We start from the raw sequence: 22,332 nt of genomic DNA on the forward strand, positions 1-22,332 counted from the left end.
AGATCATGACGATCTCGTAAGAACTCCCCTGCGGTCAGATCCCGGTGCCGCGCACGATCTTCGAGTTGTGCGCCTGGGCGCGCGGTCGGACCGTCACCAGGTCGATGTTGACGTGGTCGGGGCGGGACACGGCCCAGGCCACGATGTCGGCGACGTCGTCGGCCACGAGCGGCGTGTAGCCCTCGTAGACGGCGGCGGCCTTCTCGGCGTCGCCGCCGAACCGGACCAGGGAGAACTCCTCGGTCGCCACGGCCCCCGGCGCCACCTCGATGACGCGCACCGGCTCGCCCGCGATCTCCCAGCGCAGCGTCTGGGACAGCATGTGCTCGGCGTGCTTGGCGCCGGTGTACCCAGCGCCACCCTCGTACGCGCCCTGGGCGGCGGTCGAGGTCATGTTCACGACGTCGGCCACGCCCTTGGCGGCGCCCGCCTCCCGCAGCAGCGGCAGCACGGCCTTGGTCACGCGCAGCGTGCCGAGCACGTTGATCTCGTACATCTGGCGCCAGCCGTCGATGTCGGCGTCCTCCACGCGGTCCAGCCCGAGCGCGCCGCCCGCGTTGTTCACCACGGCGTCCAGCCCGCCGGTCGCGGCGAGGTGCTCCGCGAGGGCGGCCACGGCGGCGTCGTCGGTCAGGTCGACGGCGTAGACCTCGCAGCCGGTCTCCGCAGCGAGCGCCTCCAGCCGGTCCGCGCGGCGCGCGGCGGCCACGACCTGCCAGCCGTCGGCGCGCAGGCGGCGCACGGTGGCGGCGCCGATGCCGGACGACGCCCCGGTCACCAGGGCGCGCCGGGTCGTGGTGATCTCGGGGCCGGTCCGCGGGGCGGTGCTGTCGCTCATGTCGGCACCCTAACCTCGGCGGTGCCCCGCCCGCGGGACCGTCCGACGCCGAGAGCGAAAGCGCCCGGAACGGGCAGATCAGCCGGTGTAATGTGGCGACCGGGTCGCGGGCCACGCTTTGGCCCGCCGACGCGGCTCTCGTCGTGAGCCGCTTTCCCGACCGGACGCGAGATGGCGCGTCGCTGTGCACCCATGGCATCCACGCCGTGGGCTGTTCGTCGACCCCTGGAGACTCCGCGTGAACCCCCGCGTCCGTCCGTCCCGTCAGTACGCCCTGCCCGCGCTCGCCGCGGCCGCCGTCCTGTCCCTCGCCGCCTGCTCGGCCTCCACCTCCGGTACCGCCGACGCCGCGGGCGCGTCCCCGGCGTCGGGCGGCTTTCCCGTCACGCTCGACAACTGCGGGTTCGAGACGCAGGTCGAGGCGCCGCCCGAGCGCGTGGTGACCATCAAGTCGTCCACCACGGAGATGCTGCTCGCGCTCGGCCTCGGCGACCGGATCGTCGGTTCGGCGTTCCTCGACGGGCCCGTGCCGGACTCGCTGGAGTCCGTGCCCGCCGTCGACGAGCCGTTCGCCGACGAGGCGCCCGGCTCCGAGGCGACACTGGAACTGGAGCCCGACCTGGTCTACGCGGGCTGGGAGTCCAACCTGACGGCCGAGACCGCGGGCGACCGCGAGACGCTCGCCAAGCTCGGCGTGGCCACCTACGTCTCCCCCGCCGCCTGCAAGGCGGAGGGGTACATGCCGGACCCGCTCACCTTCGACACGGTGTTCGCGGAGATCGAGGAGGTCGGCTCCCTGTTCGACGCCGACGACGCCGCGGCCGCGCTCGTGGACCAGCAGCGCGAGGCGCTGGACGCGATCGAGCCCGACGACCGCGGGCTGACGGCGCTGTGGTGGTCCTCGGGCGACGACACCCCGTACGTGGGCGCGGGCATCGGTGCGCCCCAGATGATCATGGACGCGGCCGGGCTGACCAACGTCTCCGCCGACGTGCACGACACCTGGACCTCGCTGGGCTGGGAGAACGTGGTCGAGGCCGACCCCGACGTGATCGTGCTGGTCGACGCCGCCTGGAACAGCGCGGACGCGAAGATCGAGGCCCTGGAGTCCAACCCCGCCACCCGCGAGATGAGCGCCGTGAAGGCCGGCCGGTACGTGGTGGTGCCCTTCCCGGCGACCGAGGCCGGTGTGCGGAACGTCGACGCCGTGGCCTCGGTGGTGGACCAGCTGGCCGACCTCGACCGGTGAGCGCCGCCGTGCGGGTGCCCGCCGCGCCGCGTCGGTCGGGGAGCGTGCTCGCCCTGCCCGTCGCGGCGGTCGTCCTGGTGCTGAGCGTCGGCGTCGCGGTGACGATCGGCCCGGCGGACCTGGCCCTGGCCGAGGTCGGCCGGTCGGTCGCGACGCACCTCGGGCTGGGCGGGCTGTTCGGCCTGGAGCCGCTGCCCGCGCTGCGCGACGGCATGGTGTGGCAGCTGCGGATGCCTCGGATCCTGACGGCGGCCGCCGTCGGGGCCGGCCTGGCGGTGTGCGGCGCGGTGATGCAGTCGCTCACGCGCAACCCGCTCGCCGACCCGTACCTGCTCGGGCTGTCGTCGGGGGCGTCGCTGGGCGCGGTGCTGGTGCTGCTGGCCGGGGTGCCTCTGCTGCTGCCGGTCGCGGCGTTCGCCGGGGCGGTCGGCGCACTGGCCCTCGCACTCACCCTGGCCGGCGCACTGGGCGCCATCACCCCCACCCGCACGGTCCTGGCGGGGCTGGCGATCAGCCAGCTCTGCGCCGCGGCGGTGTCGTTCGTGATCTTCTGGTCGGCCAAGGGTGACGCGTTCCGCGAGGTGCTGTCGTGGCTGATGGGCTCGGTCGCGTCGGCGACCTGGACGTCCGTGGCGATCGCCGGGGGCGCCGTCCTGGTGCTCGGCACGCTGCTGGCGCTGACCGGGTCGGTGCTCGACGCGTTCACGTTCGGCGACACGGCGGCCGCCGCCCTCGGCGTCCCCGTCAACCGCGCCCGCTGGATCCTGCTGATCGGCGTCGCGCTGCTGACCGGCGCGCTCGTGTCGCAGAGCGGGTCCATCGGGTTCGTCGGGCTGATCCTGCCGCACGCGGTGCGGCTGTTCACGGGCGCGCGGCACCGGCTGCTGCTGCCGCTGTCCGCGCTGGCGGGCGCGTCGTTCCTGGTCTGGGCCGACACCCTGGCCCGCACCGTGTTCGAGCCGCGCGAGCTGCCGGTCGGCATCGTCACCGCGGCGATCGGCGCCCCGGTCTTCGCGTTCCTCCTGTGGAAGGGAAACCAGCGGTGAGTGCTGGACATGTCGCGGCCACGGACGCCCCGACCCGGACCCGCTCGTCGGGCGCCGGGCTGACTGCCGACGGCGTGTTCTGGGAGATCGGCTCCCGGGCGATCCTGGACGACGTCGGGGTGCTCGCCCCGGGCGGCGCCGTCACCGGGCTGCTCGGGCCGAACGGGTCGGGCAAGTCGACCCTGCTGCGGGTGCTGGCGGGGGCGCAGCAGGCGGGCCGGGCCGGGTCGGGCGGCGCGGCGCCGTCGTCGGCCTCCGGGCCGTCCCTGGAGTTCGACGGCGCCGACCTGGCCGCCCTGCCCCGCCGCGAGCGCGCCCGCGTGCTCGCCCTGGTGGAGCAGGACGCCACGACCGACCTGCCGCTCACGGTGCTGGACGCCGTCCTGCTGGGCCGCATCCCGCACCGCTCGCTGCTCGCGGGCGACTCCGACGCCGACCGCGCGGCCGCGCACGCGGCCCTGGACGCCGCGGGCGCCAAGGAGCTCGCGGACCGCGAGGTGGGCACCCTGTCCGGCGGTGAGCGTCAGCGGGTGCACATGGCCCGGGCCCTGGCCCAGGCGTCGCGGCTGCTGCTGCTCGACGAGCCGACCAACCACCTGGACATCTCGGCCCAGCTGCACGCCATGCGGGTGCTGCGGGACCTCGCGGCGGACGGCGTGACCGTCGTCGCCGCCCTGCACGACCTGAATCTCGCCGCCTCGACCTGTGACCACCTGGTGCTGCTCGACCACGGTCGCGTGGTCGCGGCGGGACCGGTCGCCGAGGTGCTCGTCCCCGAGGTGCTGGAACCGGTGTACGGCGTGCGCGTGGACGTGCTGCGCCACCCCCGGACGGGCCGGCCGGTGCTCTCCTTCGAGCGCGGCTGATGCCCCCGCCGAAACCGATCCCTCTCCTGGGCTGACGGATGCGCCGACCTGTTCCATGATGGGAGCCATGGCCGCACCAGATTTCGTCGTCCAGGCAGCGAAGGTCCTCAACCCGTGGGTGCTCCGGGTGGCGGGGCGCGTCCCGCCGTGGGTGGTCCTGCACCACGTGGGCCGCCGGTCGGGCGCCGAGTACCGCACTCCCCTGGTCGCGTTCGCCGCCCGGCCCGACGAGCAGGTCCTGGCGGTGCTGCCGCTGCCGTGGGGCTCCGGCACCGACTGGGCCCGCAACACGATGAGCGCCGGCACCGTACGGCTGACACGCGGCGGGTCCGAGTTCGTGGTCAAGGACGTGCGGCTCGTGCCCGCCTACGAGGCCGTCGGCTGGCTCGCGACCGTGCCGTCCCGGCTGCTGTCGGCGGTCGGCGTCGAGGAGTGCCTGGTGGGGACGCTGCACAAGGGCTGATCCGCGGCTCGGCCGCGTGTCATCGGACACCCCGGCGCGGGAGTATGTTTCGCGTCGTGATCTTGCGCACAGCCACACTGTCTGATGCCGCCGCGGTCGCCCAGGTGCACCACACCACCTGGGTCTCGACCTACGGGGCGATCCTCCCGCCCGAGTTCTGGGCCACCGCGACACTCGAGCGGCGCGTCACGACCTGGGAGCGCTGGCTGTCCAACGGCGCGGCGCCCGTCGTCGCGGACGCCGACGGCGAGGTGGTCGGCATCGCGATGGCCGGCGACGCCGTCGAGCAGGAGGACGTCGCCCCTGTTCGCGCCCGGCAGCTCTACCTGCTGTACGTGCTCGAGGCGTACCACGGGACCGGCGTCGGGCAGGCCTTGCTGGACGCCGTGGTGCCGCCCGGGACGCCCGCCCAGCTGTGGGTCGCCGAGGACAACCCGCGGGCGCGCCGCTTCTACGAGCGCAACGGGTTCGTCATGGAGGGCGCCCGGGTGGTCGACACGAGCACCGCTGACCTCGCAGAGGTCCGGATGGTCAGGTAGTCGGGTTACCGTTCCCCCCATGTCTGACTTCCACGTCCGTGCCTCGACCCCCGACGACGCCGTCGGCATCGCCGCCGTGCACTGGACCACCCGGCGCGCGATGTTCGAGGACCTGCTGCCGCCCGAGCACTGGAACACCGAGACCCTCGGTACCCGGACCGAGGGCTGGATGCGGATCCTGGCCGCCGGCAACAAGGCGCTCGTCGCCGAGGTGGGCGACAAGATCGTCGGCTTCGCGATGAAGAACCCGTCCGGCCCGCACCTCGGGCAGCCGCCGGCCAAGTCCATCGAGCTGCACGAGCTGTACGTCGACCCGGCCTTCCACGGCACGAACGTGGGCCACGCGCTGCTGGAGAACATCCTGCCGCCCGGCACGTCGGCCCAGGTCTGGACGTTCGCGTCGAACCCGCGGGCGCGCAAGTTCCTGCAGCGCGCCGGGTTCCTGCCCGACGGCGTCACGGCCACCGACCCGGACACGAACCTGCTGGAGGTCCGGCTGGTCCGCTGAGGCTGCCGGCGGCGCGGGCTGCGGGCTGACTGCGGCTGGGCGGGCTGCGGCGCCACCGGATTCGGGTGGTCGGCAGAATGTCAGGTGGTCGGCAACTCGGAATGCCGACCACCTGACATTCTGCCGACCACCCGAGATCGCACTCGCCCGCGCACACCGCCGCCGCCCGGAATCAGCTCGATCAGCCGCGGGGCGCGTGCCAGGATCGCGCCATGACCAGCGCTCACACGGTCGAGATCCTCGACGACCCGGCCGCCGTCCTTGACGCAGCCGGTGACCTGCTCGCCGCGGAACCCGTGATCTGGAGCGTCGTCGCGTCGGTGACCCACCAGGCCGCGCGGACGTTCGCGCCGGGCGGGCCGCGCCCCGAGCACCCGATGTGGTGGGCAGTCGTGCGGGACGCGGGCGATGCCGTTGTCGCCGTCGCGATGCGGACGATGCCGCACGCGCCGCACACCGTCTGGGTGCCCGACCTGCCCGAGGACGCCGCGCGGCTGCTGGCCCGCGCCGCCCTGGAACGCACCGCCCGCACCGGCGACGCACCCCTGGTCTCGGCGAACGGCCCGGACCGCGCGGTGCGCGCCTACACGGACGAGGTGCTGCGTACGACCGGCGGGACCGCGCACGAGGACCGGCCCGACCGGCTCTGGGAGGCGACGCGCGTCACCCGGCCGGACCCGGCGCCGTCGGGCGGGCCGCGCCTGGCCACGCTTGCCGACCTGGACGTGGTCACCGCGTGGCTGGACGTGTTCCACACGGAGGCCGACGCCCAGGCCGGCCGGGTGCCGGAAGAGGGCGAGGAGCCGTTGCGGATCGGCGGCGCCCGGGAGCGGATCGAGGAGGCCAGCGTCTGGCTGTGGGACGTCGACGGCGAGGTGGTGCACCTGTCCGCCGTGCGCCCGCCGTCGTTCGGCGTGGTGCGGATCGGGCCCGTCTACACGCCCGCCGCGCACCGCGGGCACGGTTACGCCCGGGCGCTCGTGGCCGACGTCGCGCAGCGGGTGCTCGACGCCGGGCACCGGGTCTGCCTCTACACCGACCGGGACAACCCCGTGTCGAACCGCACGTACGCGGCGATCGGCTTCGAGCCGGTGCTCGACCAGGTCAACCTGGCCGTCGACCCGGTCGCGCGGCCGGGCCAGGCGGTAGCGTCCGCCCGGGGGGCCGCCCCGGAACGGACGCACCCGTCCGTTCCCGCGACGAAGGAGAGCTGATGGGACGCAGGGCGATCATCTTCCACGGGACCAACGCCAGGCCCGAGTGGATCTGGTACCCGTGGCTGGCCGACCGGCTGCGGGAGCGCGGGTACGACGTCGAGACGCCGTACCACCCCGGGACCAACGTCGAGCCGGTCGCCACGTTCCTGCCGACGGTGCTGGACGCGCACACCTTCGACGCCGACACCGTGCTGGTGGGCCACTCGGGCGGGGCCGCCCTGCTGCTCGCGCTGCTGGAGCACCTCGACGTGACCGTCGCGCAGGCGGTGCTGGTGGGCGGCTACTCGACCAACCCGAACCCCGGGCCGGAGCCGGTGCTCCAGGAGTCCTACGACTGGGACGCGATCCGCGCGCACGCCCGGGACCTGGTGTTCCTCAACTCCGTCACGGACGAGTTCGGCTGCGACGCCGAGCAGGGCCGCGCGATGTTCGACCGGCTGGGCGGCACGCTCGTCGTCCGCGACGACGGGCACTTCACCGAGGACACGCTCGAGATCGCGGACCGGCTGATCCCCTGACCGGGGGCGCCCTGTCCGCGCGGCTACCTGGCCAGGAACTCCAGCAGGCCGCGGTTGAAGGCGGCGGGCTGCTCGATGTTGGCGGCGTGGCCGTCCTTGGCGATGACCGCCGCCGTGCCGTGCGGCGCGAGCCGGGCGGCCGCCGCCGCGTGGCCGGAGGGCCAGAGCTCGCTCTCGGCGCCCGCCACGAACAGGGCGGGCACGTCGCACCGCGCGATCACCGGCCGCCAGTCGGCCCGGGCATGGTCGCCCAGGACCTCCAGCTCCGGGTCGGTGAGGGTGCGCGAGCCGCCGACCATCGCCCGCACGAGGCGCACGGTGCGCATGCCGCGCAGCCAGACAGAGCTGCCGTGCCCCGTGGGCGGCGGACCGGCCGCGAAGTACGTGTCGCGGTTCGACTCGTCGTAGCCGTAGTACCCGTACGGCCAGTCGCCCGTGTTCAGCATCTTCGGCGTCTGGTCCACGATCACGACGCTGCGCAGGCGCTCCGTGCCGTGCTCGTCGACGTACGCCCAGACCGTGTTGCCGCCCATCGAGCCGCCCACCAGGGTCACGTCGCGCAGGTCGAGCTGCTCCAGGACGGCGTCGACGTCGCGGGCGCGCCGCCGCAACGTAGTGCCGGGCGCCATCGGCTCGGTGGCGCCGTGCCCCGGCAGGTCGACGGCGAGGACCCGGTAGCCCGCCCGCGCCAGCGCGGGGATCTGGAAGCGCCAGGAGGTAGCAGCGGCCTTGAACCCGGCGAGCAGCACCACGGGTCTGCCGCCGGCGGGGCCGGCTTCGGTGAGGTCGAGCCGGACGCCGTCATCGGTGCGCAGGTGCATGCCGCCACAGTAGCCAGGGCCGACGGCGGCCCGCCCTGCGAGACAGCCCGCCGCCGACGGGCAGCCGCGACATACTGGCGGGCGATGCGACCCGAACGGCTCACTCCCCACGCCCGTGACCTGACGACACGCTCCCTGGACTGGATGGACCAGCAGTGGGACCCGGAGGCCGGTCTGCTCCGCGCACCCGAGGAGCCCGGCGGCGGAGGCGGCGCGCCCGTCGGCCACATGGTCCGCGAGACCAGCTGGTACGCGCTGGGCCTGCTCGTGCGGAACCTGCCCGCCCTTCCCGGTGCGGACCCCGCCGACGACGGTGCGGAAGCGGATCTCGACCGCGCGCGGCGGGCCCTCGGGCGCGTCCTGGACCACCAGCTCGACGCTCCGGGCGAGCGGTTCCACGGCACATGGCTCCGCGGTCCGCACGAGCAGCGCCCGACGACGGAGTCCGTCGAGTGGCGCGACTACGACCCGAACTGGCGCGAGTTCATCGGCACCACGCTGGTCATCGTCGCGACCGAGTTCCCCGAGGCCCTGGACGGCGAGCTGGGCCGCCGAGTCGACGCCGCGCTGCGGCTGGCGGTCGAGGGCACGCTGGCCCGCGGCGTCGACCCGAGCTACACGAACATCGCGCTCATGACCGCTTTCCTGCTGCAGGACGCCGCCGTCCGCCTCGGTGAGCCCGCCTGGGACGCGCCGGCGCTGCGGCTCGCGGAGCAGGTGCTCGCGCGGTTCCGCGTGGACGGGACGTTCGACGAGTACAACTCCCCCACCTACTACGGCATCGACCTGTACGCGCTGGCGCTGTGGCGGCGCTACGCGCACCAGCCCCTCCTGCGGTCCGGCGGCGCCGAGATGGAGGCGGGCCTGTGGCAGGACACCGCGCGGCACTACCACGCGGGCCTGCGCAACGTGGCCGGGCCGTACGACCGGAGCTACGGCATGGACCTGCGGCACTACGCCTCCGGGATCGGGCTGTGGATCTGGGCGGCCGTCGGGCGCGACCTGGCGCCGTTCCCGGAGACCCGCCGGCCGTTTCGGCACGCGTGGGACCTCGCGCTCGGCCCCGTGGTGGCCGTCCTGGGCGCCGTGGTGCCGACCGACGCCCTGGCGCACCTGACCGGGTTCCGCGGCGAGCGCCAGGTGGACCAGGTGATCGTGCGCGACCCGCGCCGGGTCGCCACGTCGTGGGTCGGCGAGCGCCTGCTGGTCGGTGCGGAGGACGTGGGCGGCGAGCGCGGGAACCTGGCCGACCAGTTCCACCCGGCGACGGTGCACTGGGCGATCGCGGCTGACGACCGCGATGCCGGGCGCGCTGCCGACGTCGGCTGGATCCGGCTGGTCAGCGACCTGACGCTCGATGCCCGGGCCGATGGTCCGACCCTGACCCTGACCTGCGCCCGGCACCACGGCGGCGACCTCGCCTTCGCGTTCCAGGTCCGGGCGCCGGGCCTGGACCCGGCCGGGTTCACGGCGGACCGCTGGGCGCTGCCGGGGCTGGAGGTGACGGTGCGGACGGAAGCCGACCTGGTCGCCGTCGAGCCCGACCCGAGGGACGACACCTGGTGGGTCCGCTACGTCGCCCGCGCCGTCCCGGCGGACCGACCGGTCGGGTTCGCGCTTGACCTCCGACTCACCGACTGAACGCTCGCTGCTCTGAGCAGTGCTGCTGAGGGCAGATCCGCCTCCCTGAGGACTGCCCGCCGGGGCACGGTGGGCGCATGACCGAATCACCGAAGGCGCCCCAGTTCGGCGAACGCTCCCGCCGCGACCTGTACGAGCGGCGTGTCCTGGTCCTCGACGGACCGCTCGACGACGACAACGGCACGCTGCTGATGACGCAGCTGATCGCGCTGGCCACGGAGGACCCGGCGTCGGACATCGACCTGTGGATCCACTCACCGGGCGGGTCGGTGCCGGCGATGCTGGCGATCCGCGACCTCATGCGCACCATCCCGAACGACGTGTCCACGCTCGTGCTGGGCATCGCCTACAGCGCGGGCCAGTTCCTGCTGTCGGCGGGCGCGCACGGCAAGCGCCGCGCGTTGCCGAACTCCCGCGTCCTGATGCACCAGGGGTCCTCGGGTATCGCCGGCACCGCCGTCGACATCGAGCTGCAGGCCGACGACCTGCGGCACACGCGCGACACCGTGCTGCGCCTGGTCTCCGAGGACACCGGGCAACCGATCGAGCGGGTCTTCGAGGACTCGCTGCACGACCACTGGTACACGGCAGAGGAGGCACTGGAGTTCGGGTTCATCGACACGATCGTGAGCGGCTTCGACGGCATCCGGCCGCGGGAGCGCGCCCGGACCGGGTTCAGCACGGCGACGACCGAGGGGGACGCACGATGAGCAGCTACACGATCCCGAACGTCATCGCGGCGCACCCGCGGGGCGAGCGCATCATGGACGTCTACTCGCAGCTCCTGAGCGAGCGGATCATCTACCTCGGCACGGCGATCGACGCCGGGGTGGCCAACGCGCTGATCGCCCAGCTCATCCACCTGGAGTCGAGCAGCCCGGACAGCGACATCCAGCTCTACGTCAACTGCGAGGGCGGCGACCCGAGCGCGGGCATGGCCATCTACGACACCATGCGCTACATCCGGCCGCAGGTGTCGACCACCGTCGTGGGGCAGGCGGTCGCCGTCGGCGCCGTGCTGCTGGCCGCCGGGGCCGAGGGCAAGCGGGCGGCGCTGCCGCACGCGCGGGTCATCCTGCACCAGCCCGCGGCGCAGGGCCGGGGTGCGATCCCGGACCTGATCCTGCAGGCGGACGAGGTAGTCCGGATCCGCGCCGACATGGAGGCCGCGCTCTCCCGGCACACGGGGCAGGACGTCGGCACGCTGCGCGCCGACACCGACCGGGACCGCATCTTCACGGCCCGGGCCGCGCTGGAGTACGGGCTGCTGGACCACGTGATCGAGCAGCGCTGACCAGGGTGGCCTGGGTCGGACGCCGTCCGGCCTAGGCCGCCAGCGCGAACGCCGCCCGGCAGGTCGGCTGCCCCCAGGCCCCCTGGACGGTGACCAGCCGGTCGGCGACCGCGCTGACCAGGTCGACCAGGGTGATGTCCAGGGCACCGGCGATCGCGGCGATCATCTCGCTGGACGGTTCCTTCACGCCGCGCTCGATCTCCGAGAGGTACTGCGGCGAGATCCCCGCCCGCCGAGCGGTCCGGTCGAGGGTCTCGCCGCGCTCGTGCCGGAGCTGCCGCAGCCGCTCCCCGACCAGGTGCCGCCAGAGCGGCTCGCGTCTCGTCCATGTCGGCCGGGCCGACTGCGGCGGGGCGTCGGTGTCCGGAGGCACGTCGTCGTGCACGGGCTGCGGAGGCGGGGCGGTCTCGGCCATGGCTTCGAGCGTAGGGCGGCCCGGCCGACGGGGCCCGGCGTTCTGCTGAGAGCAGCGGGCGCCCGGGACGACGGTGGACGGATCGGGCACTATGGAGGCATGGCTACCGACCTCTGGATCACCGGCGACCCCGACACGGACCGGCTGCTCAGCGACGACCCGTTCGCCCTGCTGGTCGGCATGCTGCTTGATCAACAGTTCCCGATGGAGCACGCCTTTGCCGGCCCCGGCAAGATCCGTGACCGCATGGGCTCGTTCGACGTCCGCGCCATCGCGGAGGCCGACCCGGACGAGTTCGTGACGATGGCGACCACTCCCCCGGCGATCCACCGGTACGGCCGCTCGATGGCGGGTCGCGTGCTGGAGCTCGCCCACGCCGTCGTCGACGAGTACGACGGCGACGCCGCCCGGATCTGGACCGCGCCCGGGGCCGACGGCGGCGCCCCGACGGGCCGCGAGGTGCTCAAGCGGCTCAACGCGCTGCCGGGCTACGGGGAGCGCAAGGCCAAGATCTTCCTGGCCCTGCTCGGCAAGCAGCGGGGCGTCCAGCCGGAGGGCTGGCGCGAGGCAGCGGGCGAGTTCGGCGAGGACGGATCCCGCCGTTCCATCGCGGACGTGACCAGCGCGGAGACGCTGCAGGAGGTCCGCTCGTTCAAGAAGGCCCAGAAGGCGGCCGCCAAGGCCAAGGCCTGACGCCGCACACCGCGGCCCGGGCAGCCCCGGACCGCGGTGCGGTCGTCACAGGCTCTTGGCCTGGGCGATGTCCTCGCGCGTCCAGCCGGGCAGCAGGAAGTCGTAGAACTCGGTGACCTCCTCGGCGGGCGTGTCCTCCGGTGACGTGCCCGTGAACCCGTCCTCGCACCCGGTCGCCGGTTCCGGCAGCTTCCACACGCCGTCGGTCACGAGCTGCGCACCCACCTGCGGGAACCGGTCGAAGTCGCACCGCTCCCCGTAGGTCCCGCACTGGACGCGGCCGCCGTCGCCCAGGTCGGCGTAGGACGCCACCTGCTGGATCTCACCGCCCCGGCGAGCCTGGGCGAACCCGGCATCGCAGTCGATCGACGCCCAGCCGTCGGCGGACGCCTCGCCGGACGCCTCGCCGGAAGAGACAGTCCGCAGGCCCGTCATCGACACCTCGGTCAGGGCGAACGTCGCTCCCGCCTCCTGGCCGGGCTCCACCTGGACGCCGTCGAGGTTCGTGTCCACGAACGACGAGACGCCCGTCGGCGACCGGAACACCGAGGCGAACAGGACCGCCCCGTCGAACGTCGAACCGTCGAGGCTTCCGCCGATCGCCGCCGCCGGCGCGAAGAGGTTGGTCGCCGAGACGTCCTCCAGCTTCCCGCCGACCAGCAGCGCCCCCGTGAGGTTGGCGCCGTCCAGCCGCGCGCCGGTCAGGTCCGCGCCGGTGAAGTCCGCGCAGGTCTCCACGCGGTCCCTCGACCAACCGACCGAGGCGTCGAAGCTGACCGGGCACCCGAGGTCCATCCCGGAGAGGTCGGCACCCCGCAGGTTCATCCCGCGGAACGGCTTCACGCCCTCCGGCGCGTCCCGGATCGTCTCGCGGATGAACTGCACGTTGGCCAGCACCTGCTCCCGCTCGGCACGATCGGCCTCGACGGCCTGCGTGAGGCGTTCCCGCTCGTCGTCGATCCAGGCCTGGTAGCCGGCCAGCAGCAGGCCGACCACGAGGCTGGACACGACGCCGATGGTCACGTCGATCAGCCACCGGCGGTCAGTTTTCTTGCGGACCGGCTCGGCGCCCGACGGCGGCTCGGCCGGTTCGGGCGAGGGCTCCGGCCGTGGCGGAGCATCCTCAAGAAGTGCGTTCATGTCGTGCGTCGTCTCCAGTCAATTCGAACAAAGCGGACACAGCATGCCGAACGGCCTGGAGCTCCGCAACGTAACTCGGGCGGGCCTTCAGGCCCGCTCGATCCGCCATCAGGACGGCGCTTGACCTCGATCTCGGCGGGTGAAACACTGCGACAAATATCGTCACAGTGTCACAGCCGGGAGGCGCAGCATGGTCGACAGCAGCAGACGGCGGGACGCCCTGCTCGACGCCGCCGTCGGGCTGCTCCTGAGCCGGGGCTACGACAAGCTGACCATGGTCGACGTCGCCGAGGCCGCCGACCTGAGCCGCACGATCGTGTACCGGCACTTCGCGTCGAAGCGGGAGCTCACCGACGCGGTCGCGGCCCGCGCCCTGGCCGACTACGCCGTCCGCTGGCGGGCGGGCCTGCGCGACGAGCCGACGCCGGGCACGCCCGCGAGCATCTACCGCGCGGGGTTCCGCGTGGTGGCCCGCGACCCGCTGCTCACGGCCATCGCCACGCGGGACCGCGACGTCTTCGGCCGGTACCTGCGTGACCCCGCGACGACCATGCCCGGCCCGGCCGGACCGGGGTTCCTCGGCGACTTCCTCGCCCTGCAGCAGCAGGCGGGCGTGATCCGCGAGGGCGTCGACCTCGCGTCCGTCGCCGTCGTCCTGGAGTCGCTCACGGCCGCGATCATGACCGCGATCCAGGCGCACCAGGACCGGCCGGACGGCCCGTCGCCGGAGGCCCTGATCGACACCGTCACCGAGATGATCGACCGGATGCTGACACCCGACGAGCCCGACACCGACGCCGCACTGGCCCTCCTCGACGGCCTGCTCGACCAGCGATAGCTCGTCCCACCACCTGCGAAGAAGGGCGACCATGCAGATCACGATCCTCACCGCCGGTTCGCGCGGCGACGTCGAGCCGTTGCTCGGCCTGGCGGTCGCGCTGCGCGACCAGGGGCACCACCCGACCGTCGTCGGCTCGCCGGACTTCGCGGAGCTGGCGGCGTCCTACGGCACCGAGTTCGAGTCGTTCGGCCCGGTGCTGCCCAAGTACGCGGACAACCCGGAGCTCGTCGAGCTGGTCGAGTCGGGCAACATGCTGCGGTTCATGGCCTACGGCGCCAAGACCCGCAAGCAGATGCTGCCGCAGATCATCGACGACATCTGGCGCGCCACGAAGCACAGCGAGGCCATGCTCTACAAGGGCCCGACGGCGCTGTACGGGTACAGCGTGGCGGAGAAGCTCGACATCCCCTGCGCCGACCTGCAGTTCTTCCCGGTCACGCCCACCCGCGAGTTCCCGACGTTCTTCCTGGGCGACGGCCGCAGCCGCGGCACCCTCCTGGACCGGGCGGGCTGGTGGGGTACGGACCAGATGATCTGGCGCACGATGCAGCAGCCGGGGGTGAACCGGCAGCGGCGCGAGGTGCTCGGCCTGCCGCCGCTGCGGACCAACGCCCGCGTGCTCCAGGACCGGCAGAACATGCCGCTCTACTACGCGTACAGCCCGCTCGTGCTGCCCCGCCCGGCCGACTGGCACCCCCGGATCCAGGTCACCGGGTACCTGCCCACCAGCGCCCCGGCCAGGTGGGAGCCGCCGGCCGATCTCGTCCGGTTCCTCGACGCGGGCGAGCCGCCCGTGTCGTTCGGCCTGGGCAGCGTGCCGATCGCGCAGCCGGGCCGCCTGGTGGACGCGTTCCTGGAGGCCCTCGACCGGACCGGGCGCCGGGGCGTCATCGTCGGCGGCTGGGCGGACCTGGGCCGGGACCACGAGCTCCCCGACCACGTGCTGCGCGTCGAGTCGGCCCCGTACGACTGGCTGTTCCCGCGCCTCGCCGCGGCGGTCCACCACGGCGGCGCCGGTACGACGGCGGCGGGCCTGCGCGCCGGTATCCCCACGATCCTGGCGCCGGTGGCGGTGGACCAGTTCAGCTGGGGCCGCCGGGTCGCCGCGCTCGGCGTCGGGCCGGACCCCGTCCCCGTCAAGGTGCTCGACGCCGACCGGCTCACCGTCGCGCTGACCCGCGCCCTCACCGACGAGCGGATGCGCGAGCGGGCCGCCCGGCTGGGCGAGCGCCTGGGCCAGGAGGACGGCATCGGCCGGACGGCGGAGCTGTTCACCGACTACCTGCGCACGGCGACGGCGGCGGCGCGCTGAACTCGCATGGCCAGCCTCTTCGCTCCTACTTCTTGCCGACCCGCTCGACCTTGACGAGGGTGCCGTCGAGCAGAAGATCCAGATCCCCGTCGTCTGCGGTGAGGACGACAACGGGGCCACGCAGCGCGAGCGCGGTCGCCGCGACCACGGCATCGACGGTCATGTCACGAGCCTTGCGCCGCGACGAGGCCGCACCAGCGCGCAGCCGTCCGGCGTCGTAGCCGATCTCCGCCGTGACCTCCTCGACCCGGAGCGCCTTGGCCGCACGCCGGACCCGCGCGTCGCGGGCGGTTCCGTCGGTGACCTCCGCGAGCGTGATCGCCGAGGCGTGCAGCGTCGAGTCGGTACGACGGGCGACCGTTGCCCACGCCTGCATCTGCCGCCCGTCGTCGGCGAGCGCGGACAGCGCCTCGGAGTCCAGCAGGATCGAGTGGGGGCCGACGATCACCGGGCGAGCCTCGCCATGATGGCCGCGACCTCGTCCTCGTCGACGGCGCCGTGCTCCGCTTCCATGCCCTGCAGGACGTCGTCCAGGGCGTCCCGTTCGAGCTGCCGCGCTACCGCGCCGGCGACATAGGCGGAGAACCCGCGCGACCCGGCTCGGGCGCGGACACCCTCGGAGGTGGACACGGGCATGGAGACGGAATGCTTCTCGATACCGGCGGCAGCAGACATGTCGCCCATCCTACTTGGAGTAGGAATTGCGGGCCAGTGCCTGTGCCCTCACCGCCGCCGGTAGGCCGTGGCCAGCACCGAGACCGTCACCTCGGTGGGCAGCGCGCCTTCGTCGTCGCGCAGCTCTGCCTCGGTGACGTGGCGGGCGCTCGGCGTCATCAGCACCAGGTCGACCGCCTCCTGGCGGGTCAGCGGCGTCGTGTACTCGACCCGCTCCGTGCGAGCCTCCTCGAACCACGGGTCGAGCGCCTGGTGCAGGCGGTCCTCCTTGTCCGGGTCGACGGCCACCATCCCCGCGACCTGGCGGCGCAGCTCGGCCAGGTGCCCGCCGAACGGCCGCACGACGACCAGCGTCCCGCCCGGCCGCAGCACCCGGTGGAACTCGGCCGGGTTCCGCGGCGCGAACACGTCGAGCACCACGTCGACCTGCTCCGACTCGATCGGGAACGGCCGGAAGACGTCCCAGGTGGCGGCCGCGGCCCGCTCGTGGGCCTTCGCCGCCGTCCGCAGGGCGTGCGCGGACGTGTCCAGCCCCAGGCCGACGGCGCCCGGCATCGCGTCCAGCACGCCCGCGAGGTAGTAGCCGGTGCCGCAGCCGACGTCGACGACGGTGGCGGGCGGCCTGGCGCCGTCGCCCGCGCCCGCGGACTCGCCCGCCAGGTCCGCGACCGTGTCCTGGATCGGCGCATACCGGTCCGCGGCCAGGAAGTCGCGGCGGGCCCGCGCCATCGGTCCGTCGTCCCCGCTGGTGGCGCGCGTGCCGGTCAGCAGGCTGACGTACCCGTAGCGGGAGAGGTCAAAGCTGTGCCGGTTGGGGCAGCGCAGCGCGCCGGGCGCGGTCGTGAGCTCGTCGCCGCACGACGGGCAGCGCAGCAGCGGGAGGATCGGGTCGAGGGCGGCGGGGACGGCGACGGGCACGGAGAGCTCCTGGCAGGGGTGATCGGGAGGGCGGGCTAGACGCGGTCCTGCGGGACCGGGTTGGCGGCCCGGCCCTCGGTCGACAGGAGCAGCACGACGGCGTCGGCCCGCAGCCCGATCGCCTCCCGCCAGCCGGGCTGCCCCAGGACCAGACGGGCCGCGGCGAGCGTCGCGGCGCCGCACGGTCCGGCGTCGACGCCGTCCCGGGCCAGGTCGTCGACGGCGGCGGCCGCCTGGTCGTCGGAGACGGTGACCGCGCCGTCGAGCCCGTCGCGCAGGACGGGCCAGGCCAGGGCCGAGACGGTGCCGCAGCAGAGGCCGGTCATGATCGTGTCGCCCACGGGCGCGGTGACGGGCCGGCCCGCGCGCAGCGACGCGACCAGCCCCGCCGCACGGTCGGGCTCGACGGCGAGCAGCGTGCCGCCGTCGGCCCCCGCGGTGCGGTAGTGGCTCACCACGGCCTGGGCGAACGAGCCGACGCCCACCGGGATCACCACCAGGTCGGGCGCGGCGACGCCGAGCGCCGCGAGCTGCTGGTCGGCCTCGAGGCACAGCGTCGCGTAGCCGTCGACGATCCACTGCGGGATGTCCGTGTACCCGTCCCAGGAGGTGTCCTGCACCAGCACCGCGGTCGGGTCGGCGGCCGCGTCGGCGGCGGCGCGGGCCACGACGTCGTCGTAGTCCCCCTCGGACTCGACGGTCCGGGCGCCCTCGGCCGCGATGGCCTTCTTGGCGGCCTCGGTGATGCCGGGCGGGTAGTAGATGGTCGCGTTCGCGCCGACCAGCGCCGCGACGTGCGCGACGGCGCGGCCGTGGTTGCCGTCGGTCGCGGCGTAGAGGCGGACGGCGGTGCCACGCACGGCCTCACGGACCGCGTCCAGCGTGATCGTGGCCAGGCCGAACCGCTCCCCCAGGGCACGCGCGATCGCGTACGACGCGCCCAGCACCTTGAACGCCGGCAGCCCGAGCCGGCTCGACTCCTCCTTGACGAGCACCCGTCCGACACCGAGCTCCGTGGCGAGGCGCGGCACGTCCCGCAGCGGTGTGGGCGCGTATCCGGGCAGGGTGCGGTGGAAGTCGATGGCGGGCACGTTGACGATTGTCCCCGACACCCCGCCCGGCGCCCGACCGGTCAGAGGAGCCCGACCGCCGCGAGCGCCGTCGCCACGACGCCCGCGAGGGTGCGCACGTGGTTCCAGGAGGTCCACGGCTGCCGGTAGGCGCGCCATTCCGCGGCCTTGTCGTGGGCGGCGAGGAGGCGGTTGTTGAGCGGTACGTTCAGCGCCATCGTCACGCCGAAGGTGCCGACCAGGTACACCGCCGCGGCGGCGAGGATCCAGCCTCCGCCGGCGCGTTCGTCCACCAGGCCCCAGATGCCGGTGACCCCCGGGACGAGCAGCGCGCCGAAGAAGATGCTCATGAAGGCGGGCATCGGGGCCGTCTCGTTGATGCCGTTCATCGCGTCGCCCGCGGCCTCGTCGGACGCACGGGCGAGGCCGCTCATGACGAACGACGAGAACCCGAAGAAGACGCCCGCGGACAGGCCCAGCAGCACCACCGATGCGACGGCGAAGATCGTCCAGACCATGCGAGCCTCCAGGTCAGCGCAGCGGCGCGGCGTACCACAGCCACTCTTCCACGAAGGGGCCCGCGAGTTCCAGGACTACGCCGACAGGTGAACGCGGACCGCCCGGGCGCCTGTGACACTCGGGTAACAGATCGGGCACACCGGACACGTTTCGCCCACGGAGTGTCGGTGTGCCGTGGAACACTTCGGCTCATGCTCGAACTTGCCACCGGAAGCGGGCTCGCCTTGTCGGCGGGCCTCAACGCATGGATCCCGCTCATCTTTCTCGGCGTGCTGTCGCGCTTCACCGACCTGGTGGAGCTGCCGGGTACGTGGGCGTGGCTGGAGAACGGCTGGGTGATGGCGATCCTGGTCGTGCTCCTGGTGCTCGAGTTCGCGGCGGACAAGATCCCGGTGCTCGACTCGATCAACGACGTGGTGCAGACCGTGATCCGGCCCACCGCGGGCGGTATCGCGTTCGGCGCGGGCTCGATGTCCGAGACGGCGACGGTCACGGACCCGGGCGCGTTCGTGCAGTCCGGGCAGTGGATCCCGATCGTCGCGGGTGTCGTGCTGGCCCTCGGCACGCACGCGGCGAAGGCGGGCGGCCGCGTGGTCGCCAACACGGTGTCGGGTGGCACGGCGGCCCCCGTTGTCAGCGCGGCGGAGGACGCGACCAGCATCGGCGTCTCGTTCCTGGCGGTCCTGGCGCCGCTCGCGATCATCCCGGTGATGATCCTGTTCGTGGTCGGTGTGATCATGCTGATCCGGAGCCTGGTGAAGCACCGGCGCGCCCGGGCGGCGGGACAAGGCGGCGGGGATGCCTACTACGTCTGAGGTCGAGGGACTCCAGCGGGCCCGGCTCACCTCGGTGGGCCTGGGTGCGCTGCGCGCGCCGGGTGACGACGGCGCCGGTGCCGGCGTCAGCGGTGTGCCCGGCGTCGTCGCCCGGCTCGGTGCGGTGCAGTCGCAGGAGCTGCACTCGTCCGCGTGGGGCGTGGCGCAGCGCCTGGCCGCGCCCGCCACGCTGGAACAGGTGCAGGGGGCGCTGGCCGACGGCTCGGTCCTGCGCACGCACGTCCTGCGGCCCACCTGGCACTACGTGGTCCCCGAGGACCTGGCGCCGCTGATGACGGCGACCGCGCCCCGGATCCGGAAGGCGATGGCCTCGACGGAGCGGTCCTACGGCTTCGACCACGCGGCGCTCCCCCGCAGGCACGACGTCGTCGCCGGCGCGCTGGCGGACGGCCCGCTGACCCGCAAGGAGATCGGCGTCGCGCTCGCCGAGGCCGAGGGTGCGCCGCTCGATGCCTGGCACCTGGGGCAGCTGATGATGCACGCGGAGCTCGACCTGATCGTGGCGAGCGGTCCGATGCGTGGCAAGCAAGCCACCTACCGGCTGCTGGCGGAGCAGCGGTCCTGGGACGAGCACGCCGCCCGCGTCCACCTGGCCCGCGCGTACGTGCGGGGGCACGGTCCGTGCCGCGCCGAGGACGTGGCCTGGTGGGGCACCCTGACCAAGACGGCGGCCCGGGCAGCCGTGGCCGACGCCGGGCTCACCCGCCACGAGATCGCGGGCCTGACGCTCTGGACCGACGGCGACCTGCCCGAGCCGGCGCCGGCGGGCACCGTGCGCCTGCTGTCGGTCTACGACGAGTTCTTCTGCCACGACTTCAAGAGCTGGCCGTCCCTGACCCGCGACGGCATGCCGAGCCGGTGGCTGTACACCGGCCTCGTGGTGGTGGACGGGATGATCGCCGGCGGGTGGTCGCGGGTGCTCAAGGCCCAGACCGTGGAGCTCACGGTCGAGCTCATGGACGAGCCGTCGGCCACGGTCTGGTCGGCGCTGGAGGCCGAGGCCGGGCGGTACGGCGCGTTCTGCGGCCTCGGGCCGACGCTGGCCCGCGGCCCGGTGGGCAAGGGCACCATCGGCTGATCCGCCGACCGGCAGCTCGCGGCCCGGCGCGCCGGGGTGGCGTGGCCCGCACCCGGGTGGGCAGACTCCGCACATGACTCGTATCGCCGTCGAAGGTCAGGCCAAGCGCACCCACCCCGCCGAGCGCGGGACCGTCAACCTGCACGTCGCGTTCTCGGGCACCCTCCGCAACGACGTGGTGGAGCAGGTGGCCCGCACCCACACGATCCTCGTCGACCAGGCCAAGGCGCACGTCGAGTCGGGCGCCGCGGAGAAGTGGGACTCCGCCTCCGTGCACTCGTACGTCTACGACGACCGGGTCAAGAGCTCCGGCTCGGGCGGCAAGCAGCGCATCCGGCGGTTCCGGGCCTCGGCGCGGCTGTCGGTCACCTTCAGCGACTTCGAGGTCCTGTCCACGTGGCTCGCCGATATCATGGACGTCGAGGGCGTCGAGATCGACTGGCTGAACTGGACCCTGACCGACGAGACCCGCAAGACGCTCCAGGCGGAGGCCCGCGTCGAGGCCGCCGAGGAGACGGTGGTGCGCGCCCAGTCCTACGCCGACGCGCTGGGCCTGGGCCCGGTGTCCCCCGTCGCCATCTACGAGGCGGGGCTGCGCGGGGGCAACGACGGCGGGAACACCCCGATGTACGCCATGCGGGCCGGCGCCATGGCCGCGCCCGGCGGCGGCGCGCAGGTCGAGCTGCAGCCCCGCGACATCGACGTCGAGATCACCGTGTCGGCCGACTACGAGACCGGGCCCGTCGTCGAGGCCTGAGACAGCACCCCGGCGGAACGCAGCCGGTCGAGCACCAGGTCGTGGGGCACGGCGGTCGCCGTGCCGCGGTGCCCCACGGTCGTGGTCGCCATGAACACCGAGTTGAGCAGCGCCTCCTCCGTCGCGTCCATCGTCGCCGCGAAGAGAGGGTCCAGGTCGCTGTCGGCCAGGCTGCCCGACGACGGGGCGCCCGGCGCGGCGGCACCCGCCGTGCTGAACGCCAGGGCGTAGTCGCCGCTGCCGCCCGTGAAGTCGGAGCCCACCCGCGCCATCGCGAACACGGCCCGCCTCGCGACCCGGCCGAGCTGGCGCGCGTCCAGGGGCGCGTCGGTGGCCACGACGATCATGCAGGAGTTGCCCTCGGGCTGGTTCGCGGCGTGCGTCGGCGCACCGGCAGCCCCGACCACCGGGCAGACGCCGTCGTCGTCCGGCCGGATCGGGACCCCACGCACGGTGAGGGTGCCCGAGAAGTTGGACTGCACCAGCACGCCCACCGTCCGACCGTCGACCATGCGGGACGACGTGCCGATCCCGCCCTTGAACCCGAGCGCCATGGTGCCCGTCCCGGCGCCGACGCAACCCTCGCCGGGCAGGCCGGGGGCCGCGCCGTCGAGGGCGGCCAGCACGTGCGCCTCGGTGACGGGCCGGGCGCGGATGTCGCTGAGCCGGCCGTCGTTGGTCTCGCCCACCACCGGGTTGAGCGTGCGGGTCTCCTCGTGCCCCGGGCCGGCGAGCACGTGCGTGACCAGGGCGTCCGCGGCCCGGAAGGCGCTCAGCGTGGCGGTCAGCAGGATCGGCGTCTCGATCTCGCCGAGCTCGGCCACCTGGGTGGCGCCGACCAGCTTGCCGAACCCGTTCCCGACGAACAGCCCGCACGGCAGGCTGCGCCGGTCGCCGTCCAGCGCGTCGGGGACGACCGCGGTGACCCCGGTGTGCAGGCGGGGCGGGTCCACGATCGTGGTGTGCCCCACCCGCACGCCGGGCACGTCGGTGATCGCGTTCAGGGATCCGGTCGGGAGCGACCCGACGAGAATCCCGAGCTCGCGCACACGCCGAGGCTGCTGGTTGTCGGTCATGA

At 73.8% G+C, this 22,332-nt stretch carries 27 protein-coding genes; 17 read left to right on the plus strand and 10 right to left on the minus strand.

All coding sequences use genetic code 11. From position 1 onward, the window contains the following. Positions 1-34 precede the first annotated feature (34 nt). Positions 35-838, minus strand: a complete 804-nt coding sequence (locus H291_RS0120495; RefSeq protein ID WP_020016896.1) for an SDR family oxidoreductase — start codon at positions 836-838, stop codon at positions 35-37. A gap of 238 nt (positions 839-1,076) precedes the next feature. On the opposite strand from H291_RS0120495, the gene H291_RS0120500 reads away from it, so the two are divergent. From H291_RS0120500 to H291_RS0120535, 8 genes are all read left to right on the plus strand, one after another. Continuing rightward, entirely contained in the window at positions 1,077-2,087 is a 1,011-nt protein-coding gene (locus H291_RS0120500; protein ID WP_020016897.1) for a putative F420-0 ABC transporter substrate-binding protein, read from the plus strand. After that, the gene (locus H291_RS0120505) at positions 2,084-3,133 is read left to right on the plus strand and encodes a putative F420-0 ABC transporter permease subunit (protein ID WP_020016898.1); all 1,050 of its coding nucleotides are present in this window, start codon (positions 2,084-2,086) and stop codon (positions 3,131-3,133) included. The genes H291_RS0120500 and H291_RS0120505 overlap by 4 nt, the downstream gene beginning before the upstream one ends. A gap of 74 nt (positions 3,134-3,207) precedes the next feature. Further along, positions 3,208-3,999 (plus strand): ATP-binding cassette domain-containing protein, encoded by a 792-nt coding sequence (locus tag H291_RS0120510; RefSeq protein WP_020016899.1) that lies wholly within the window; start codon positions 3,208-3,210, stop codon positions 3,997-3,999. Positions 4,000-4,066: 67 nt separating this feature from the next. Beyond that, a complete protein-coding gene (locus H291_RS30940) occupies positions 4,067-4,462 on the plus strand; it encodes a nitroreductase family deazaflavin-dependent oxidoreductase (RefSeq protein ID WP_020016900.1) in 396 nt (131 codons plus the stop codon). Between the two features lie 56 nt (positions 4,463-4,518). Next, the gene (locus H291_RS0120520; RefSeq protein ID WP_232216129.1) at positions 4,519-5,001 is read left to right on the plus strand and encodes a GNAT family N-acetyltransferase; all 483 of its coding nucleotides are present in this window, start codon (positions 4,519-4,521) and stop codon (positions 4,999-5,001) included. A gap of 19 nt (positions 5,002-5,020) precedes the next feature. Beyond that, a complete protein-coding gene (locus tag H291_RS0120525; protein WP_020016902.1) occupies positions 5,021-5,509 on the plus strand; it encodes a GNAT family N-acetyltransferase in 489 nt (162 codons plus the stop codon). Between the two features lie 212 nt (positions 5,510-5,721). Then, on the plus strand, positions 5,722-6,723 hold the full coding sequence (locus tag H291_RS30945; protein WP_020016903.1) for a GNAT family N-acetyltransferase: 1,002 nt from the start codon (positions 5,722-5,724) through the stop codon (positions 6,721-6,723). Next, positions 6,723-7,244 (plus strand): alpha/beta hydrolase, encoded by a 522-nt coding sequence (locus H291_RS0120535; protein WP_020016904.1) that lies wholly within the window; start codon positions 6,723-6,725, stop codon positions 7,242-7,244. Before H291_RS30945 ends, H291_RS0120535 begins: the two co-directional genes overlap by 1 nt. 23 nt (positions 7,245-7,267) lie before the next feature. Here the strand turns inward: H291_RS0120535 and H291_RS0120540 are convergent, their stop codons facing one another. Then, positions 7,268-8,065 (minus strand): alpha/beta fold hydrolase, encoded by a 798-nt coding sequence (locus tag H291_RS0120540; RefSeq protein WP_020016905.1) that lies wholly within the window; start codon positions 8,063-8,065, stop codon positions 7,268-7,270. An 84-nt stretch (positions 8,066-8,149) separates the two neighbouring features. Between H291_RS0120540 and H291_RS0120545 the strand changes: the two genes are divergently transcribed. From H291_RS0120545 to H291_RS0120555, 3 genes are all read left to right on the plus strand, one after another. After that, positions 8,150-9,706, plus strand: coding sequence for a hypothetical protein (locus H291_RS0120545; protein WP_157237208.1), 1,557 nt, complete (start codon positions 8,150-8,152; stop codon positions 9,704-9,706). Positions 9,707-9,783: 77 nt separating this feature from the next. Continuing rightward, positions 9,784-10,416 (plus strand): ClpP family protease, encoded by a 633-nt coding sequence (locus H291_RS0120550; protein WP_020016907.1) that lies wholly within the window; start codon positions 9,784-9,786, stop codon positions 10,414-10,416. Next, a complete protein-coding gene (locus H291_RS0120555) occupies positions 10,413-11,000 on the plus strand; it encodes a ClpP family protease (RefSeq protein WP_020016908.1) in 588 nt (195 codons plus the stop codon). The genes H291_RS0120550 and H291_RS0120555 overlap by 4 nt, the downstream gene beginning before the upstream one ends. A 31-nt stretch (positions 11,001-11,031) precedes the next feature. On the opposite strand, the gene H291_RS30950 is transcribed toward H291_RS0120555, so the two are convergent. Continuing rightward, positions 11,032-11,415 (minus strand): helix-turn-helix domain-containing protein, encoded by a 384-nt coding sequence (locus H291_RS30950; RefSeq protein ID WP_020016909.1) that lies wholly within the window; start codon positions 11,413-11,415, stop codon positions 11,032-11,034. Positions 11,416-11,514: 99 nt separating this feature from the next. Between H291_RS30950 and H291_RS0120565 the strand changes: the two genes are divergently transcribed. Beyond that, complete coding sequence (locus H291_RS0120565; protein WP_020016910.1) at positions 11,515-12,108, plus strand: HhH-GPD-type base excision DNA repair protein; 594 nt, start codon at positions 11,515-11,517, stop codon at positions 12,106-12,108. 45 nt (positions 12,109-12,153) lie between these two features. Here the strand turns inward: H291_RS0120565 and H291_RS32775 are convergent, their stop codons facing one another. Continuing rightward, positions 12,154-13,248 carry a pentapeptide repeat-containing protein gene (locus H291_RS32775; protein WP_084468298.1) on the minus strand — a complete coding sequence of 365 codons (1,095 nt, stop codon included), beginning with the start codon at positions 13,246-13,248 and terminating at the stop codon, positions 12,154-12,156. Between the two features lie 190 nt (positions 13,249-13,438). On the opposite strand from H291_RS32775, the gene H291_RS34270 reads away from it, so the two are divergent. After that, a complete protein-coding gene (locus H291_RS34270) occupies positions 13,439-14,086 on the plus strand; it encodes a TetR/AcrR family transcriptional regulator (protein ID WP_020016912.1) in 648 nt (215 codons plus the stop codon). Between the two features lie 31 nt (positions 14,087-14,117). Further along, a complete protein-coding gene (locus H291_RS30965; protein WP_020016913.1) occupies positions 14,118-15,401 on the plus strand; it encodes a glycosyltransferase in 1,284 nt (427 codons plus the stop codon). 25 nt (positions 15,402-15,426) lie between these two features. Here the strand turns inward: H291_RS30965 and H291_RS0120585 are convergent, their stop codons facing one another. From H291_RS0120585 to H291_RS0120605, 5 genes are read right to left on the minus strand one after another with little or no spacing between them, the layout of a single operon-like run. Beyond that, positions 15,427-15,849, minus strand: a complete 423-nt coding sequence (locus tag H291_RS0120585; RefSeq protein WP_020016914.1) for a PIN domain-containing protein — start codon at positions 15,847-15,849, stop codon at positions 15,427-15,429. Continuing rightward, positions 15,846-16,076, minus strand: a complete 231-nt coding sequence (locus H291_RS0120590) for a hypothetical protein (protein ID WP_020016915.1) — start codon at positions 16,074-16,076, stop codon at positions 15,846-15,848. The genes H291_RS0120585 and H291_RS0120590 overlap by 4 nt, the downstream gene beginning before the upstream one ends. A gap of 48 nt (positions 16,077-16,124) precedes the next feature. After that, a complete protein-coding gene (locus tag H291_RS0120595) occupies positions 16,125-16,994 on the minus strand; it encodes a putative RNA methyltransferase (protein ID WP_020016916.1) in 870 nt (289 codons plus the stop codon). 35 nt (positions 16,995-17,029) lie between these two features. Further along, positions 17,030-18,085 (minus strand): diaminopropionate ammonia-lyase, encoded by a 1,056-nt coding sequence (locus H291_RS0120600; RefSeq protein WP_020016917.1) that lies wholly within the window; start codon positions 18,083-18,085, stop codon positions 17,030-17,032. Positions 18,086-18,126: 41 nt separating this feature from the next. Next, entirely contained in the window at positions 18,127-18,582 is a 456-nt protein-coding gene (locus H291_RS0120605; RefSeq protein WP_020016918.1) for an anthrone oxygenase family protein, read from the minus strand. A gap of 192 nt (positions 18,583-18,774) precedes the next feature. Between H291_RS0120605 and H291_RS0120610 the strand changes: the two genes are divergently transcribed. The 3 genes from H291_RS0120610 to H291_RS32790 all read left to right on the plus strand — a co-directional run bounded on the left by H291_RS0120610 (position 18,775) and on the right by H291_RS32790 (position 21,254). Then, positions 18,775-19,398 carry a DUF4126 domain-containing protein gene (locus H291_RS0120610; RefSeq protein ID WP_026365960.1) on the plus strand — a complete coding sequence of 208 codons (624 nt, stop codon included), beginning with the start codon at positions 18,775-18,777 and terminating at the stop codon, positions 19,396-19,398. Further along, positions 19,382-20,497: a winged helix DNA-binding domain-containing protein gene (locus tag H291_RS32785; protein WP_084468300.1), complete on the plus strand. Its 1,116-nt coding sequence runs from the start codon at positions 19,382-19,384 to the stop codon at positions 20,495-20,497. Before H291_RS0120610 ends, H291_RS32785 begins: the two co-directional genes overlap by 17 nt. Before the next feature lie 73 nt (positions 20,498-20,570). Continuing rightward, positions 20,571-21,254, plus strand: coding sequence for an SIMPL domain-containing protein (locus H291_RS32790; RefSeq protein WP_020016921.1), 684 nt, complete (start codon positions 20,571-20,573; stop codon positions 21,252-21,254). On the opposite strand, the gene H291_RS0120625 is transcribed toward H291_RS32790, so the two are convergent. Then, positions 21,224-22,330, minus strand: a complete 1,107-nt coding sequence (locus H291_RS0120625; protein WP_020016922.1) for a P1 family peptidase — start codon at positions 22,328-22,330, stop codon at positions 21,224-21,226. The two genes, H291_RS32790 and H291_RS0120625, sit on opposite strands and share 31 nt — an antisense overlap. Positions 22,331-22,332: the final 2 nt, after the last annotated feature.

Source organism: Promicromonospora sukumoe 327MFSha3.1, assembly GCF_000385135.1.
GTDB classification, from domain to species: Bacteria; Actinomycetota; Actinomycetes; order Actinomycetales; family Cellulomonadaceae; genus Promicromonospora; species Promicromonospora sukumoe_B.

Bases quoted from the DNA above. Each gene is read 5' to 3' on its own strand.
- H291_RS0120550 (WP_020016907.1), top strand. From the start codon at position 9,784: ATGACCGAATCACCGAAGGCGCCCCAGTTCGGCGAACGCTCCCGCCGC.
- H291_RS0120540 (WP_020016905.1), bottom strand. From the start codon at position 8,065: ATGCACCTGCGCACCGATGACGGCGTCCGGCTCGACCTCACCGAAGCC.
- H291_RS0120565 (WP_020016910.1), top strand. From the start codon at position 11,515: ATGGCTACCGACCTCTGGATCACCGGCGACCCCGACACGGACCGGCTG.
- H291_RS0120555 (WP_020016908.1), top strand. From the start codon at position 10,413: ATGAGCAGCTACACGATCCCGAACGTCATCGCGGCGCACCCGCGGGGC.
- H291_RS30945 (WP_020016903.1), top strand. From the start codon at position 5,722: ATGACCAGCGCTCACACGGTCGAGATCCTCGACGACCCGGCCGCCGTC.
- H291_RS0120535 (WP_020016904.1), top strand. From the start codon at position 6,723: ATGGGACGCAGGGCGATCATCTTCCACGGGACCAACGCCAGGCCCGAG.
- H291_RS0120590 (WP_020016915.1), bottom strand. From the start codon at position 16,076: ATGTCTGCTGCCGCCGGTATCGAGAAGCATTCCGTCTCCATGCCCGTG.
- H291_RS32775 (WP_084468298.1), bottom strand. From the start codon at position 13,248: ATGAACGCACTTCTTGAGGATGCTCCGCCACGGCCGGAGCCCTCGCCC.
- H291_RS30950 (WP_020016909.1), bottom strand. From the start codon at position 11,415: ATGGCCGAGACCGCCCCGCCTCCGCAGCCCGTGCACGACGACGTGCCT.
- H291_RS32785 (WP_084468300.1), top strand. From the start codon at position 19,382: ATGCCTACTACGTCTGAGGTCGAGGGACTCCAGCGGGCCCGGCTCACC.
- H291_RS0120525 (WP_020016902.1), top strand. From the start codon at position 5,021: ATGTCTGACTTCCACGTCCGTGCCTCGACCCCCGACGACGCCGTCGGC.
- H291_RS0120605 (WP_020016918.1), bottom strand. From the start codon at position 18,582: ATGGTCTGGACGATCTTCGCCGTCGCATCGGTGGTGCTGCTGGGCCTG.
- H291_RS0120545 (WP_157237208.1), top strand. From the start codon at position 8,150: ATGCGACCCGAACGGCTCACTCCCCACGCCCGTGACCTGACGACACGC.
- H291_RS0120625 (WP_020016922.1), bottom strand. From the start codon at position 22,330: ATGACCGACAACCAGCAGCCTCGGCGTGTGCGCGAGCTCGGGATTCTC.
- H291_RS32790 (WP_020016921.1), top strand. From the start codon at position 20,571: ATGACTCGTATCGCCGTCGAAGGTCAGGCCAAGCGCACCCACCCCGCC.
- H291_RS30940 (WP_020016900.1), top strand. From the start codon at position 4,067: ATGGCCGCACCAGATTTCGTCGTCCAGGCAGCGAAGGTCCTCAACCCG.
- H291_RS30965 (WP_020016913.1), top strand. From the start codon at position 14,118: ATGCAGATCACGATCCTCACCGCCGGTTCGCGCGGCGACGTCGAGCCG.
- H291_RS0120610 (WP_026365960.1), top strand. From the start codon at position 18,775: ATGCTCGAACTTGCCACCGGAAGCGGGCTCGCCTTGTCGGCGGGCCTC.
- H291_RS0120495 (WP_020016896.1), bottom strand. From the start codon at position 838: ATGAGCGACAGCACCGCCCCGCGGACCGGCCCCGAGATCACCACGACC.
- H291_RS34270 (WP_020016912.1), top strand. From the start codon at position 13,439: ATGGTCGACAGCAGCAGACGGCGGGACGCCCTGCTCGACGCCGCCGTC.